The organism is Enterobacter sp. YSU (genome assembly GCF_016082135.1).
In the GTDB taxonomy this organism is placed as follows: Bacteria; Pseudomonadota; Gammaproteobacteria; order Enterobacterales; family Enterobacteriaceae; genus Enterobacter; species Enterobacter hormaechei_C.
The window spans coordinates 2,580,048-2,593,294 of sequence record NZ_CP059487.1 but is presented as its reverse complement, the minus strand read 5'-3'; the positions used below and the strand labels follow the sequence as shown (position 1 = coordinate 2,593,294).

Sequence of the window (13,247 nt, the reverse complement as noted above, 5' to 3'; positions counted from 1 at the left end):
CTGAGGAACGCCATGAAGACGTTGACTTTCCTGCTTTCAACGGTCATTGAACTGTATACGATGGCGCTGCTGTTGCGCGTCTGGATGCAGTGGGCCCGTTGTGATTTTTACAATCCATTCTCACAATTTATCGTGAAAATCACGCAGCCCGTTGTGGGGCCGCTTCGCCGCGTCATTCCGGCAATGGGGCCAATTGACAGTTCATCTCTGCTGATGGCGTTTATTCTGAGCGTTATCAAAGCGATCGTGCTGTTTATGGTCATCACTTTCCAGCCGATTATCTGGATTTCAGCCGTTCTGATCCTGGTTAAAACCGTCGGTTCGCTGATCTTCTGGGTCCTGCTGGTGATGGCGATTATGAGCTGGGTAAGCCGGGGCCGTAGCCCGGTGGAGTACGCGTTGATTCAGCTGACCGAACCGTTGCTGCGTCCGATTCGCAGCCTGCTGCCTGCAATGGGCGGAATCGACTTCTCCCCGATGCTTCTCGTTCTGCTGCTGTACGTGCTGAATATGGGTATCGCGGAACTGTTACAGGCGACGGGTAATATGCTGCTGCCGGGGCTGTGGATGGCGTTATGAGTGCAGTTAGCCCCTGCGCCGACGGGCTGGTTTTACGGCTGTACATTCAGCCGAAAGCCAGCCGCGACAGTATTGTTGGGCTGCATGGCGACGAGCTAAAAGTCGCCATCACTGCCCCGCCGGTTGACGGCCAGGCGAATGCGCATCTGACCAAATATCTGGCTAAACAGTTTCGCGTCGCTAAAAGCCAGGTCATCATTGAGAAAGGTGAACTTGGCCGGCATAAACAGGTAAAAATCCTTAACCCGCAATCTATCCCGACGGAAGTCGCGGCTCTGACAGAACAGGACTAAACCATGCAGAAAGTTGTTCTCGCCACCGGTAACGCCGGTAAAGTGCGCGAGCTGGCCTCGCTATTAAATGATTTTGGGCTGGACGTGGTGGCTCAGACCGAGCTGGGCGTGGACTCCGCCGAAGAGACCGGCCTGACGTTTATCGAAAACGCCATTCTGAAAGCGCGCCATGCGGCGCAGATCACCGGACTGCCCGCGATAGCCGATGACTCCGGTCTGGCCGTGGATTTTCTGGGCGGTGCGCCGGGGATTTACTCCGCCCGCTATTCCGGGGTGGACGCCACCGACCAGCAGAATCTGGAAAAGCTGCTTGTGGCCCTGAAAGACGTCCCTGACGAACAGCGTACCGCGCAGTTCCACTGCGTGCTGGTCTACATGCGTCACGCGGAAGATCCCACGCCGATTGTCTGTCACGGCAGCTGGCAGGGCGTGATCACCCGTGAAGCGGCGGGCAACGGCGGCTTTGGTTACGACCCGATTTTCTTTGTCCCGACCGAGGGCAAAACCGCTGCGGAACTCACCCGCGAAGAGAAAAGCGCGATCTCCCACCGTGGACGCGCCCTGAAACTGTTACTGGAAGCACTGCGTAATGGCTAATTTGCCGCCTCTGAGTCTTTATATTCACATCCCATGGTGCGTGCAGAAATGCCCGTACTGCGATTTCAACTCGCACGCGCTGAAGGGCGAAGTGCCGCACGATGATTACGTTGCGCATCTGCTGGCCGATCTGGATGCTGATGTATCGTACGCACAGGGACGTGAAGTGAAGACCATTTTTATTGGTGGCGGTACACCGAGCCTGCTTTCAGGCCCGGCGATGCAGACGCTGCTGGATGGCGTGCGCGCACGCCTGAACCTGGCAGTGGATGCTGAAATTACGATGGAAGCCAACCCCGGTACCGTTGAGGCCGACCGTTTTGTCGAGTATCAGCGTGCGGGCGTGAACCGTATCTCTATCGGCGTGCAGAGCTTTAGCGAGCCAAAGCTGAAGCGTCTGGGGCGTATCCACGGCCCGGAAGAGGCAAAGCGCGCGGCAAACCTGGCAACGGGGCTTGGGCTGCGCAGCTTTAACCTCGACCTGATGCATGGCCTGCCGGATCAGTCGCTCGAAGAAGCGCTGGACGATTTGCGTCAGGCGATTGAACTGAATCCGCCGCATCTGTCGTGGTATCAGCTGACCATTGAGCCTAACACCCTGTTTGGTTCCCGTCCTCCGGTGCTGCCGGACGATGACGCGCTGTGGGATATCTTCGAGCAGGGCCACCAGCTTTTGACCGCGGCGGGGTATCAGCAATACGAAACGTCGGCGTATGCGAAGCCGGGCTATCAGTGTCAGCACAATCTGAACTACTGGCGTTTTGGTGATTATCTGGGAATTGGCTGCGGCGCACATGGCAAAGTGACCTTCCCGGACGGACGCATTCTGCGTACCGCCAAAACGCGTCACCCGCGCGGGTATATGGAAGGCCGCTACCTGGAGCGTCAGCACGACGTCGAGGCGGCGGATAAGCCGTTTGAGTTCTTTATGAACCGCTTCCGTCTGCTGGAAGCCGCACCGCGCGCGGAATTTACGCGTTATACCGGGCTGCCGGAGTCAGTGATTCGTCCGCAGATTGACGAGGCGCTGGCGCAGGGGTATCTGACCGAGTGTGATGAGTCCTGGCAGATCACCGAGCACGGCAAGCTGTTCTTAAACTCCCTTCTTGAGCTGTTCCTCGCTGAAAATCCTGAAGGCTGATTCAGAATTTTACATCCCGTTCTGCTGGCTGAGGGAAAGGCTGGCAGAGTGTGGGGATGGAAAAATCAAAACAACTCCGCAAACAAATGACACCCGAAGAAGTACGCCTCTGGTATTTGCTCAGAGGTCGTCGTTTCTTCGGGTATAAGTTTCGTCGTCAGATGCCGGTTGGGCCGTATATCGTGGATTTTGCCTGCTTTAAGGCGAAGCTGATTATTGAGCTGGACGGTGGGCAACATCAGGATGAGGAGAACTATGATTCACGTCGTACCGCGTTTTTGAATACGAACGGATGGGAAGTCGTACGGTTCTGGAATAATGAATTTCGCGTTAACGAAGATGAAGTGTTAAATATCATTCTTCAACGACTGCAATGCCTGATGCCCTCACCCTAACCCTCTCCCACAGGGAGAGGGAACTGGTTACTCCCTCTCCCTGTGGGAGAGGGCCGGGGTGAGGGGTCCTGCGCGCAGAGGCGTTACTTCAGCGTCCCCACCAGCGCCTTCCGGCTGTCTTCCAGCGACACCACGCGTTTACACACGTCTTTGCCGAACTGCTGGAAATCGGCTTCCTGATTCTTCCACTCGTTCTGAATCGAGGTTTGCAGTCCGCCCAGGCTACCCAGTACACCCTGCAACGGATTACCGCCACCCTTCAGCACCGCTTTGGCGCCCATCTCGTTGATGCTGTCCTGGAGAATGCCGCCCATCGCCTGGTTCACCAGCTGCTGACCGTCGGCATGCACCTGATCGATCGCCTTATAGTGGAACGTCAGGCCATCAGAGCGCGTCTCGATAATACGGTTCATCTGCTCTTTCAGCTGTTTATCCAGCTTCGTCAGGCGGGTGCGCATATTGCTGCTCTCCCCCACCTCTTTGGTGATGATTTTATCCAGCGCCACGCGGCTCTTTTCAACGCGGGTCAGCGCGCCATCGTTGATCCAGGGCAGCGCGGTACGCAACTCGGCCTGGTAGTCCATCGCCTGCTCGCGCTGGGCGGCCGTCAGGTTTTGCGGTTTGCCGTTAAAGGTCACGTTGCCATCCGGCGTAATCACCAGATTGCCATTCTCGCCCTTAACCTGCACGGTTTGCGGACTCAGCACCACGTCATCACGCGGGGTGACGCTACATTTATACTCCCCATGGGCGGTGGTTCCGATTGCCAGTAAAGCAACAGCCAGCAACGTTTTGCGCATCTTTAACACTCCCTCAGACAAAATGGGCCAGCTAATGCTGGCCCGTTCTTGCTTTATTAGTCCCACCAAACGTCGAAAAGTTCGCTAACGCGGACATCTTCCAGTTTGTGGTCTTCAAGCCATTTGCGTACCAGCGCCTGATGCTCTTCGGTGCATTTCCCCACTTCCTGGGTGCAAATCAGACCTTCCCACGCCAGATAGCCGCTACCGTCGAAGGCCAGCTTGTTTGGCTCGATCACCTCGTTGATGAACGCATCAACGTCCTGATCGATCTGTTCCACACTGGTGCCTTCCGGGAAACGCCAGGCAACGGAGAAACCCACTTCCTGGAATTCTTCGATGTGCATCTTTTTACGCAGACGACGGCTACGATTCTTTGCCATTATTTCACCCTCTCGAACATTAAGTCCCATACGCCGTGACCAAGACGATGGCCACGCTGTTCAAATTTTGTCACCGGACGTGAATCCGGACGCGGTACGTAGTCGTTGCTTTCAGACTGATTTTTATACCCGTCCAGGGACGACATCACTTCCAGCATATGTTCCGCATAAGGTTCCCAGTCGGTTGCCATGTGGAAAACGCCGCCCAGCTTGAGCTTACTTTTCACCAGCTCGGCAAACGGCGCCTGAACGATACGGCGTTTATTATGACGCGCTTTGTGCCATGGGTCAGGGAAAAAGAGCTGAACCATGTTCAAAGAATTGTCAGGAATCATTTTGTGCAGCACTTCCACCGCGTCGTGACACATGACGCGCAGGTTCTCAACGCCCTCTTCGTGGGCCGTTGCCAGGCACGCGCCGACGCCCGGCGAGTGTACTTCGATACCGAGGAAGTTCTGCTCCGGGCGCGCTTTTGCCATGGTCACCAGCGAGGTGCCCATGCCAAAACCAATCTCCAGCGTCACTGGCGCGTCGCGGCCAAACAGGTCGGTGAAGTCGAGCGGTTGCTCGCTGAACTCAACGCCCATCACCGGCCAGTAGTTGTCCAGCGCGTGTTGCTGCCCTTTTGTCAGGCGCCCCTGACGGCGGACAAAGCTGCGAATACGGCGCAGCGGGCGACCGTTTTCATCAAATTCCGGTGAAATGACGTCGTTTTTCATAAAAGAGTTGTCTGCTTGTGAGAATGTTCGGGAAACGGGCATTATCCAAAGTTAAGGCTTCTATGCAAGCATGGGAAAGATCCGGTTTACAGCAGATTGACGCTGTGCTGCAATCTGCGTCCCTGATTAAGCGAATCGATGACCATGCAAGCCTCTCAATTTTCAGCCCAGGTGCTGGACTGGTACGACAAATACGGGCGTAAAACCCTGCCCTGGCAAATTGAAAAAACGCCGTACAAAGTATGGCTCTCCGAGGTGATGTTGCAACAAACGCAGGTCGCGACGGTCATTCCTTACTTCGAGCGTTTTATGGCGCGCTTCCCGACAATCACCGATCTGGCCAACGCGCCGCTGGACGAGGTACTGCACCTGTGGACAGGCCTCGGCTATTACGCCCGCGCGCGCAACCTGCACAAAGCCGCAAAGCAGGTCGCCACCCGCCACAACGGTAAATTCCCGGAGACCTTTGACGAGGTGGCGGATTTGCCCGGCGTCGGGCGTTCAACCGCAGGCGCAATCCTCTCCCTCTCTTTAGGCAAACATTTCCCTATTCTCGACGGCAACGTCAAGCGCGTGCTCGCACGCTGCTACGCCGTAGATGGCTGGCCGGGCAAGAAAGAGGTTGAGAAACGCCTGTGGGAGATCAGTGAAGCGGTCACTCCGGCGAAAGGAGTGGAGCGTTTTAACCAGGCGATGATGGATCTGGGCGCGATGGTCTGCCCCCGTTCAAAACCGAAGTGCGAACTCTGCCCGGTAAACAACCTCTGCGTGGCGTATGCGAACCACACCTGGGCGCAGTATCCGGGGAAAAAACCGAAGCAGACACTGCCTGAACGCACCGGGTACATGCTGCTGATGCAGCATGGCGACGAGGTGTTTCTCGCTCAGCGCCCGCCGAGTGGCCTGTGGGGTGGTCTATACTGCTTCCCACAGTTTGAGGATGAAGCCTCGCTTCGGGCATGGCTTGAACAGCGCGGCATTGCGGCCGATACCCTGACGCAACTCAACGCGTTCCGTCATACCTTCAGCCATTTCCATCTGGATATTGTGCCGATGTGGCTTCCCGTGTCCTCATTCACGTCGTGCATGGATGAAGGCAACGCTCTCTGGTATAACTTAGCGCAACCGCCATCAGTCGGGCTGGCGGCTCCCGTGGAGCGCCTGTTACAGCAATTACGTGTCGGTGCAATGGTTTAGCATCGGCAAGACAAAGAGGAATGAGTATGGCCAGAACCATTTTTTGTACTTTCCTACAGCGCGACGCTGAAGGCCAGGATTTCCAGCTCTACCCGGGCGACCTGGGTAAGCGCATTTACAACGAGATCTCCAAAGAAGCCTGGGGACAGTGGCAGAAGAAGCAGACCATGCTGATCAACGAGAAAAAGCTCAGCATGATGAACCCGGAACACCGCAAACTGCTGGAGCAGGAGATGGTGAACTTCCTGTTCGAGGGTAAAGACGTCCATATCGAAGGCTATACGCCACCGGAAAAATAATACTCTGCGGCTGCTGCCCTGCGGCGCTGCGCTTGCACGGGCCTACGGTTTTGTAGGCCGGGAAAGCGCAGCGCCACCCGGCAACAGCAACCCCAAAGCAAACACAACACGCACTCCCGGAATGATGAAAAAACTTTTAGCGCTAGCCCTTGTTGCGCCGTTGCTTGTGTCTTGTTCTTCCAAAAAAGGCGATGAATACAACGAAGCCTGGGTCAAGGACACCAACGGTTTTGACATTTTGATGGGGCAGTTTGCCCACAACATCGAGAACATATGGGGATTTAACGAAGTTCTTATTGCCGGACCGAAGGACTACGTTAAGTACACCGACGCCTATCAGACCCGTAGCCACATCAACTTCGATGACGGTACGATTACGGTTGAAACCATCGCAGGGACTGAACCTGCGGCGCATTTACGTCAGGCCATCATCAAAACCCTGCTGATGGGCGACGATCCGGGGTCTATCGACCTCTACTCTGATGCCGATGACATCACCATCTCCAAAGAGCCGTTTCTGTATGGCCAGGTCGTTGACCAGACCGGTCAGCCGATCCGCTGGGAAGGCCGCGCCACGAAATTTGCCGACTACCTGCTGCAAACGCGCCTGAAAAGCCGCACCAACGGCCTGAAAGTGATCTACAGCGTCACGATCAACCTGGTGCCGAACCACCTCGACAAGCGTGCGCATAAGTATCTGGGCATGGTGCGTCAGGCGTCGCGTAAGTATGGCGTGGATGAGTCGCTGATCCTGGCGATTATGCAGACCGAGTCCTCGTTCAACCCCTACGCGGTAAGCCGTTCCGACGCGCTGGGGCTGATGCAGGTTGTACAGCACAGCGCCGGTAAAGACGTGTTCCGCGCACAGGGGAAATCCGGCACGCCGAGCCGCAGCTACCTGTTCGATCCGCAAAGCAACATTGATACCGGTACGGCCTACCTGGCGATGCTGAACAATGTCTACCTGGGCGGGATTGATAACCCAACCTCACGCCGCTATGCGGTGATCACCGCCTATAACGGTGGCGCGGGCAGCGTGCTGCGCGTCTTCTCAAATGACAAAGTGCAGGCCGCGAACATCATCAACAGCATGGCGCCGGGGGATGTCTACTCAACCCTCACCACCCGCCACCCGTCTGCGGAATCACGCCGCTATCTGTATAAGGTGAATACGGCGCAGAAGAACTACCGTCGCCGCTAGAAAACTACCCCTCACCCTGCCCTCTCCCAGAGGGAGAGGGTATTCAAGTTCCCTCTCCCTCTGGGAGAGGGTTAGGGTGAGGGGACATCAGACCGCACCCATCTCATCCCACCCATACGAAAATGCTATTTGCATCACAATCCAGACTGCAAATTAATGTGGATTGCATTTTTTTGCGGGAGGTAACAAAACATATCGTTGCCAACTGATAGAATTGCATCAAATAACAACCCTGAATGTTCCCAAAACAACATATCTCCCGCTCACTTGTGAGGAAAGTAACATGAACCTTAAGCTGCAGCTTAAAATCTTGTCGTTTCTGCAGTTCTGCCTGTGGGGTAGCTGGCTGACTACACTCGGCTCCTATATGTTTGTGACGCTCAAGTTCGATGGTGCGTCGATCGGTGCCGTTTACAGCTCGCTGGGTATTGCGGCTGTCTTCATGCCAACGCTGCTCGGTATCGTGGCGGATAAATGGCTAAGCGCGAAATGGCTGTATATGCTTTGCCACCTGGTGGGTGCGGGGACGCTGTTTATGGCGGCCGAAGTGACCACGCCGGGGGCGATGTTCATGGTGATCCTGCTTAACTCGCTGGCCTATATGCCAACGCTTGGCCTGATCAACACCATCTCCTACTATCGCCTGAAATCTGCCGGTCTGGATATCGTCACCGACTTCCCGCCAATCCGTATCTGGGGCACCATCGGCTTTATCATGGCGATGTGGGGCGTGAGCTTCGCGGGCTTCGAGCTGAGCCATATGCAGCTCTACATCGGCGCGGCGCTCTCCGTACTGCTGGCGCTGTTCACCCTGACACTGCCCACCATTCCGGTATCTAATCAGCAGAAAAACCAGAGCTGGAGCACCATGCTTGGCCTGGACGCCTTCGCACTGTTTAAAAACAAGCGCATGGCGATCTTCTTTATCTTCTCCATGCTGCTGGGCGCGGAACTGCAAATCACCAACATGTTCGGTAATACCTTCCTGCACAGCTTCGATAACGATCCGCTGTTTGCCGGGAGCTTTATCGTCGAACACGCGTCGGTGATGATGTCCATCTCGCAGATCTCCGAGACGCTGTTCATCCTGACCATCCCGTTCTTCCTGAGCCGCTACGGTATCAAGAACGTCATGCTGATCAGTATCGCCGCCTGGATGTTGCGCTTCGGTCTGTTCGCCTATGGCGACCCGAGCGCGTTCGGCACCGTGCTGCTGGTTCTGTCGATGATTGTTTACGGCTGTGCCTTCGACTTCTTCAACATCTCCGGCTCGGTGTTTGTGGAAAAAGAGGTGAAGCCTGAAATCCGCGCCAGTGCGCAGGGCATGTTCCTGATGATGACCAACGGCTTCGGCTGTATTCTGGGCGGCGTGGTGAGCGGCAAAGTGGTTGAGATGTATACCACTAACGGCATCACCAACTGGCAACCAGTGTGGCTGATCTTCGCCGGGTACTCGCTGGTGCTGTTCTTCGCGTTCATCGCGCTGTTCAAGTACAAGCACGTGCGCGAGCCGCACGGTGCGCAGCCGATCGCGCATTGATTGTTGTGCCCGGTGGCGCTGCGCTTACCGGGCCTACAAAACCAGACCGTAGGCCGGGTAAGGCGTAGCCGCCACCCGGCTATTTTATTCCAGAAAGCACCCACCCCACCGACAGCAAATCCGCGCTGCCGCCCGGGCTCAGATTGCGTTCAATCAATGCCTTATCCATCTTCAGCAACGCCTCGCAGTCCCAGCCGTTAGCCAGTAATTCCCGCGCGTAGCCCTGAACGTAGCGCAGCCCCTCAATGCCGCCGCGCGAAACGAGATTGCTGTCCTGATTTACCGCCATCAGGCGCAACAGCAGGCCGTGAAGCGACTGACCGTTCCACGCATCCAAAGCCTTACGCACCGTGGCAAAGCCGCTTTCTGCCTCGCCACGCGCGCCGGTTAAACCGTACAGCTGAAACTGCCGCTCCCCCGCCGTTGCCTGCCCGCTGCGCCCGGCCAGCTCCCTCGCCACCAGCCCACGACAGATGTTACTTACCTCACAACAGAGGCTATCCGCAGAGATATTTTTCACACGCCCGGCGGCGAAGCAGAGCAAACCGAGGGCAAAAATCCCGCCCTTGTGGGTATTTACCCCGCCCGTGGCGGCGTACATTGCCTGCTCGCAAGCCATTCCCATTGGGCGAAGAATCCGCAACTGCCGATCGGCAGGTTTGGCCGCATGTGCTTCACCCAGTTCCGCAAACCGGGCAAACCACGGCGTAATCGCCATAATGCTGCGGACAAACAAGGCATGGTCCATATCGCGATGGGAGCCGTTATTGAGCCTGTCCACCAGCCCCGGTTTTGGCGTCAGCTCCAGCTCCTGCCACAGCGCCTCTGCGGCAAGCGCAGGGAGATCAACCGGGCGCGGTTCAGTCGCGAGCAAACCAGTCATCGATCATCTTCTCCACGCGGGAAACCACCTGCTCAGCGGGGTGATTGCGCGAACGGGAACAGGCATGAGCGGGCTCGTCACAGATCAGGCAGCGTCTGAGATTCGCCCCCAGCGACTGACGCCCGACGTGGCCGTTTTCAGGGCAGATCACATCCAGATCCCACAGCCTGCCGAGTGGGTGCGTCTGCTCCAGTTCTGCACAGTGCGCCTTAATTTCCGCCGCCGGATGCGCGATGCACCACAAGGCTTCAGGTCCGGTGGGTAGCCACAGCACCTTACGGTCCAGCACCTGCCAGCGGTTTTCCCACAGCAGCTGGTCGCACATTTGCAGCGCCACGCCCATGGTGTTGCGATAGCGAAGGCTGTCTTTGATTTCCCCGGGCGTAACCAGCGTGAGGGAGATCACCGGTTGTTGATAGTGCGCAAGCATGTCAGCCTGGCGCGCTGCGCGGCGCTCTTTCGCCGCCAGCAGTTCGTCCAGGCTGACACCCGTCCGCACGGGTGTCGCAATAGTCACACTTCCTCCTTTACCTGTCGAACGGTGTCGATCACGCTGCCGTCGCGGTAGCGGATCACCCCGACGATTTTGTCGGTGAACTCAATCGGTTTCGGTACGCCTGTCAACGAAATCGCTCGCTCATACAGCGCGTTGATATCTACAACCTTCAGCCCTGCTTCCATAAGTCGTTCGCGGATCTCCGGGCGCGCCGGGTTGACCGCAATACCGTGGTCGGTGACCAGCACGTCAATGCTCTCCCCCGGCGTGAGGCGGGTGGTAACGCGCTTCACTACCGTCGGGATGCGGCTTCGCAGCAGCGGCGCGACCACAATGGTCAGGTTGGCTGCCGCCGCCACGTCGCAGTGTCCGCCGGATGCGCCACGCATCACGCCATCGGAGCCGGTGATGACATTGACGTTAAAGTCGACGTCGATTTCCAGGGCACTGAGGATCACCACGTCGAGCTGGTCGCAGCTTGCCGCCTTGCTGCCGGGGTTGGCGTAGACGTTGGTGGAGATCTCCACGTGGTTCGGATTGCGCGCCAGCGAGGCCGCTGCCTGGCCGTCAAAGCACTGGGTGTCGAGCAGCTTTTCGATGAGCCCCTTCTCGTGCAGATCCACCAGGCTGCCGGTGATGCCGCCAAGGGCGAAGCGCGCCTTCACGCCGCCGCGCTCCATCTTCTCTTCCATAAAACGGGTGCAGGCGGTAGCCGCTGCGCCGGAGCCGGTCTGCATCGAGAAGCCTGGTTTGAAATAGCCAGAGTGTTCAATCACGTCCGCCGCATAGCGGGCGATCATCAGCTCGCGCGGGTTGCTGGTGACGCGCGCCGCGCCGACGCTGATTTTCGCCGGGTCGCCCACGCTCTCCACCTGCACGATGTAGTCCACCTGATCCTGCACCAGGCTGGCGGGCATATTGGGGAATGGCACCAGCGCTTCGGTCAGCAGCACCACCTTACGGGCAAAGTGCGCATCCACCATGGCGTAGCCCAGCGAACCGCAGCACGATTTTCCGTGCGTGCCGTTGGCGTTGCCAAACTCATCGCTGCACGGCACGCCAAGAAATGCCACGTCGATGCTCAGTTCGCCGTCCTGGAGCAGCTTCACGCGCCCGCCGTGGGAGTGAATTTGTACCGGCTCGTCCATTAGCCCGTGGGAGATGGCATCCGCCAGCCTGCCGCGCATGCCGGAGGTGTAAATCCGGGTGATGACGCCACTCTCGATATGCTCGATCAGCGCGTCATTGCAGGTCATCAGCGAGCTGGAAGCCAGGGTCAGATTTTTGAAGCCCATCCGCGCCAGCAGCGCCACGACGGTGTTGATCACCCGGTCGCCTTCGCGAAAGGCATGGTGGAAGGAGATGGTCATCCCGTCCTGCAAGCCGCTGCGCTTAACCGCCTCTTCAATAGAGGCGCAGAGCTTGCGGCTGTGCTTCGCCTCGCTGTCCGCCAGCCACGGCGTCGCGCTGTGGGCGGTATCAAAGGGTTTCAGATCCCGCAGATGGGGGAAATTTACATGGAGAAGTTCTGTCTGATTCATTATGTCATCCTTACCGACGCACGCCAGAGGCCGCCGCGCGCTCCAGCACCACCTGCGCGTGGTTAATAATCGGTGCATCCACCATTTTGCCGTTGAGCGACACCACGCCCAGGCCGTTACGCTCGCCCTCTTCTGCCGCCTCAATCACCCTTTTGGCGTGATCCACCTCTTCCTGAGTCGGGGCGTAGGCGTTGTGCAGCAGGTCTATCTGGCGCGGGTTAATCAGCGATTTGCCGTTGAAGCCCATCTTGCGGATCAGGTCGACCTCGCGCAGGAACCCGGCTTCGTCGTTAACGTCGGACCACACCACGTCGAAGGCGTCGATACCGGCGGCGCGTGCGGCGTGCAGCACGGCGCAGCGGGCATAGAACAGCTCGGTGCCGTCGCCGCGCTCGGTCTGCATGTCCATCACGTAGTCAAAGGCGGCCAGCGCGATGCCGATCAGGCGCGGGGAGCTGCGGGCAATCGCCACGGCGTTGATGACGCCAATGGCCGATTCAATCGCCGCCATCACGCGGGTGGAACCCACATCACGCCCGCACTCCTGCTCGATACGCTTGAGGTGGCCTTCCAGCTCGTAAATATCGTCCGGGGTGTCGGTTTTCGGCAGGCGAATCACGTCCACGCCCGCGCGCACGGCGGCCTCCAGATCCAGCAGGCCAAACGGCGTGCTCAGCGGGTTAATGCGCACCACGGTTTCGATATCCTGATACATTGGGTGTTGCAACGCGTGGAACACCAGCATGCGTGCGGTGTCTTTCTCGCGCAGGGCCACGGCGTCCTCAAGGTCAAACATGATGGAGTCGGGGCGGTAGATAAAGGCGGTAGAGAGCATGGCGGCATTGGCGCCTGGCAGGAACAGCATACTGCGGCGGAGTTTGCTCATTTCAGCGCCCCCCAGTTGATGGCCTGTTCATCGGCGGCACGCAGAAGCGCGCTTTGCAGGCGAGCGCGGATCACACAGTCCAGCGCCCCTTTGTCTTCAATAATGATTAATCCCTGGTGCACGTTCATGGCGCGCAATGTGTCGTTGACCACCTGGCGTATCTGCTCGCCAAACTGCTTAATCACTTCACTGTGGATGACAATCTCCAGCTCACCGTGAGCGGGGGCGATTTTCACCATCAGGTCGCTGGACTCCTGCGTTCCGGCCAGCGCCTCCCTTACAATATTCATGATAAAT

17 protein-coding genes are annotated in these 13,247 nt (G+C 57.6%); 9 read left to right on the top strand and 8 right to left on the bottom strand.

Annotated elements, in window-relative coordinates; all coding sequences use genetic code 11:
* The first annotated feature begins 12 nt into the window (after positions 1 to 12).
* Genes H2Z33_RS12620 through H2Z33_RS12600 form a run of 5 tightly spaced genes read left to right on the top strand, consistent with a single transcriptional unit; the run spans position 13 to position 3,005 of the window.
* Positions 13 to 579, top strand: coding sequence for a YggT family protein (locus H2Z33_RS12620; RefSeq protein WP_015571838.1), 567 nt, complete (start codon positions 13 to 15; stop codon positions 577 to 579).
* Positions 576 to 872, top strand: coding sequence for a DUF167 family protein YggU (yggU, locus tag H2Z33_RS12615; protein WP_003860023.1), 297 nt, complete (start codon positions 576 to 578; stop codon positions 870 to 872). The genes H2Z33_RS12620 and yggU overlap by 4 nt, the downstream gene beginning before the upstream one ends.
* A gap of 3 nt (positions 873 to 875) precedes the next feature.
* Positions 876 to 1,469 carry an XTP/dITP diphosphatase gene (locus tag H2Z33_RS12610; protein WP_063134840.1) on the top strand — a complete coding sequence of 198 codons (594 nt, stop codon included), beginning with the start codon at positions 876 to 878 and terminating at the stop codon, positions 1,467 to 1,469.
* A complete protein-coding gene (gene hemW / locus H2Z33_RS12605; protein ID WP_017382926.1) occupies positions 1,462 to 2,610 on the top strand; it encodes a radical SAM family heme chaperone HemW in 1,149 nt (382 codons plus the stop codon). The genes H2Z33_RS12610 and hemW overlap by 8 nt, the downstream gene beginning before the upstream one ends.
* Positions 2,611 to 2,666: 56 nt before the next feature.
* Positions 2,667 to 3,005 (top strand): endonuclease domain-containing protein, encoded by a 339-nt coding sequence (locus tag H2Z33_RS12600; protein WP_047726774.1) that lies wholly within the window; start codon positions 2,667 to 2,669, stop codon positions 3,003 to 3,005.
* Between the two features lie 83 nt (positions 3,006 to 3,088).
* Here H2Z33_RS12600 and H2Z33_RS12595 read toward each other — a convergent pair whose 3' ends face one another.
* The 3 genes from H2Z33_RS12595 to trmB are packed head-to-tail and all read right to left on the bottom strand — an operon-like array spanning position 3,089 to position 4,907.
* Positions 3,089 to 3,805, bottom strand: coding sequence for a DUF2884 domain-containing protein (locus H2Z33_RS12595; protein WP_063134839.1), 717 nt, complete (start codon positions 3,803 to 3,805; stop codon positions 3,089 to 3,091).
* A 56-nt stretch (positions 3,806 to 3,861) separates the two neighbouring features.
* Positions 3,862 to 4,188, bottom strand: a complete 327-nt coding sequence (locus tag H2Z33_RS12590; protein WP_003862421.1) for a YggL family protein — start codon at positions 4,186 to 4,188, stop codon at positions 3,862 to 3,864.
* The gene (gene trmB, locus H2Z33_RS12585) at positions 4,188 to 4,907 is read right to left on the bottom strand and encodes a tRNA (guanosine(46)-N7)-methyltransferase TrmB (protein ID WP_015571843.1); all 720 of its coding nucleotides are present in this window, start codon (positions 4,905 to 4,907) and stop codon (positions 4,188 to 4,190) included. The genes H2Z33_RS12590 and trmB overlap by 1 nt, the downstream gene beginning before the upstream one ends.
* A 144-nt stretch (positions 4,908 to 5,051) precedes the next feature.
* On the opposite strand from trmB, the gene mutY reads away from it, so the two are divergent.
* From mutY to H2Z33_RS12565, 4 genes are all read left to right on the top strand, one after another.
* Entirely contained in the window at positions 5,052 to 6,104 is a 1,053-nt protein-coding gene (mutY, locus tag H2Z33_RS12580) for an A/G-specific adenine glycosylase (protein ID WP_169804727.1), read from the top strand.
* Between the two features lie 26 nt (positions 6,105 to 6,130).
* Positions 6,131 to 6,403, top strand: coding sequence for an oxidative damage protection protein (locus tag H2Z33_RS12575; RefSeq protein WP_003862425.1), 273 nt, complete (start codon positions 6,131 to 6,133; stop codon positions 6,401 to 6,403).
* 124 nt (positions 6,404 to 6,527) lie between these two features.
* Positions 6,528 to 7,604, top strand: coding sequence for a membrane-bound lytic murein transglycosylase MltC (gene mltC, locus H2Z33_RS12570; protein WP_017382930.1), 1,077 nt, complete (start codon positions 6,528 to 6,530; stop codon positions 7,602 to 7,604).
* Between the two features lie 283 nt (positions 7,605 to 7,887).
* Positions 7,888 to 9,144, top strand: a complete 1,257-nt coding sequence (locus tag H2Z33_RS12565; RefSeq protein WP_015571846.1) for a nucleoside permease — start codon at positions 7,888 to 7,890, stop codon at positions 9,142 to 9,144.
* Between the two features lie 79 nt (positions 9,145 to 9,223).
* On the opposite strand, the gene citG is transcribed toward H2Z33_RS12565, so the two are convergent.
* Genes citG through citD form a run of 5 tightly spaced genes read right to left on the bottom strand, consistent with a single transcriptional unit; the run spans position 9,224 to position 13,240 of the window.
* A complete protein-coding gene (citG, locus tag H2Z33_RS12560) occupies positions 9,224 to 10,027 on the bottom strand; it encodes a triphosphoribosyl-dephospho-CoA synthase CitG (protein ID WP_032654999.1) in 804 nt (267 codons plus the stop codon).
* Entirely contained in the window at positions 10,005 to 10,544 is a 540-nt protein-coding gene (gene citX / locus H2Z33_RS12555; protein WP_022651835.1) for a citrate lyase holo-[acyl-carrier protein] synthase, read from the bottom strand. Before citX ends, citG begins: the two co-directional genes overlap by 23 nt.
* Positions 10,541 to 12,064, bottom strand: a complete 1,524-nt coding sequence (citF, locus tag H2Z33_RS12550) for a citrate lyase subunit alpha (RefSeq protein ID WP_023295416.1) — start codon at positions 12,062 to 12,064, stop codon at positions 10,541 to 10,543. The genes citX and citF overlap by 4 nt, the downstream gene beginning before the upstream one ends.
* 10 nt (positions 12,065 to 12,074) lie before the next feature.
* On the bottom strand, positions 12,075 to 12,950 hold the full coding sequence (gene citE / locus H2Z33_RS12545; RefSeq protein WP_047726770.1) for a citrate (pro-3S)-lyase subunit beta: 876 nt from the start codon (positions 12,948 to 12,950) through the stop codon (positions 12,075 to 12,077).
* Positions 12,947 to 13,240 (bottom strand): citrate lyase acyl carrier protein, encoded by a 294-nt coding sequence (gene citD / locus H2Z33_RS12540; protein ID WP_017382935.1) that lies wholly within the window; start codon positions 13,238 to 13,240, stop codon positions 12,947 to 12,949. Before citD ends, citE begins: the two co-directional genes overlap by 4 nt.
* Positions 13,241 to 13,247 lie beyond the last annotated feature (7 nt).

Bases quoted from the DNA above. Each gene is read 5' to 3' on its own strand.
- H2Z33_RS12575 (WP_003862425.1), top strand. From the start codon at position 6,131: ATGGCCAGAACCATTTTTTGTACTTTCCTACAGCGCGACGCTGAAGGC.
- H2Z33_RS12600 (WP_047726774.1), top strand. From the start codon at position 2,667: ATGGAAAAATCAAAACAACTCCGCAAACAAATGACACCCGAAGAAGTA.
- citD (WP_017382935.1), bottom strand. From the start codon at position 13,240: ATGAATATTGTAAGGGAGGCGCTGGCCGGAACGCAGGAGTCCAGCGAC.
- mutY (WP_169804727.1), top strand. From the start codon at position 5,052: ATGCAAGCCTCTCAATTTTCAGCCCAGGTGCTGGACTGGTACGACAAA.
- H2Z33_RS12620 (WP_015571838.1), top strand. From the start codon at position 13: ATGAAGACGTTGACTTTCCTGCTTTCAACGGTCATTGAACTGTATACG.
- H2Z33_RS12590 (WP_003862421.1), bottom strand. From the start codon at position 4,188: ATGGCAAAGAATCGTAGCCGTCGTCTGCGTAAAAAGATGCACATCGAA.
- citG (WP_032654999.1), bottom strand. From the start codon at position 10,027: ATGACTGGTTTGCTCGCGACTGAACCGCGCCCGGTTGATCTCCCTGCG.
- hemW (WP_017382926.1), top strand. From the start codon at position 1,462: ATGGCTAATTTGCCGCCTCTGAGTCTTTATATTCACATCCCATGGTGC.
- mltC (WP_017382930.1), top strand. From the start codon at position 6,528: ATGAAAAAACTTTTAGCGCTAGCCCTTGTTGCGCCGTTGCTTGTGTCT.
- citF (WP_023295416.1), bottom strand. From the start codon at position 12,064: ATGAATCAGACAGAACTTCTCCATGTAAATTTCCCCCATCTGCGGGAT.
- yggU (WP_003860023.1), top strand. From the start codon at position 576: ATGAGTGCAGTTAGCCCCTGCGCCGACGGGCTGGTTTTACGGCTGTAC.
- trmB (WP_015571843.1), bottom strand. From the start codon at position 4,907: ATGAAAAACGACGTCATTTCACCGGAATTTGATGAAAACGGTCGCCCG.
- citE (WP_047726770.1), bottom strand. From the start codon at position 12,950: ATGAGCAAACTCCGCCGCAGTATGCTGTTCCTGCCAGGCGCCAATGCC.
- H2Z33_RS12610 (WP_063134840.1), top strand. From the start codon at position 876: ATGCAGAAAGTTGTTCTCGCCACCGGTAACGCCGGTAAAGTGCGCGAG.
- H2Z33_RS12595 (WP_063134839.1), bottom strand. From the start codon at position 3,805: ATGCGCAAAACGTTGCTGGCTGTTGCTTTACTGGCAATCGGAACCACC.
- H2Z33_RS12565 (WP_015571846.1), top strand. From the start codon at position 7,888: ATGAACCTTAAGCTGCAGCTTAAAATCTTGTCGTTTCTGCAGTTCTGC.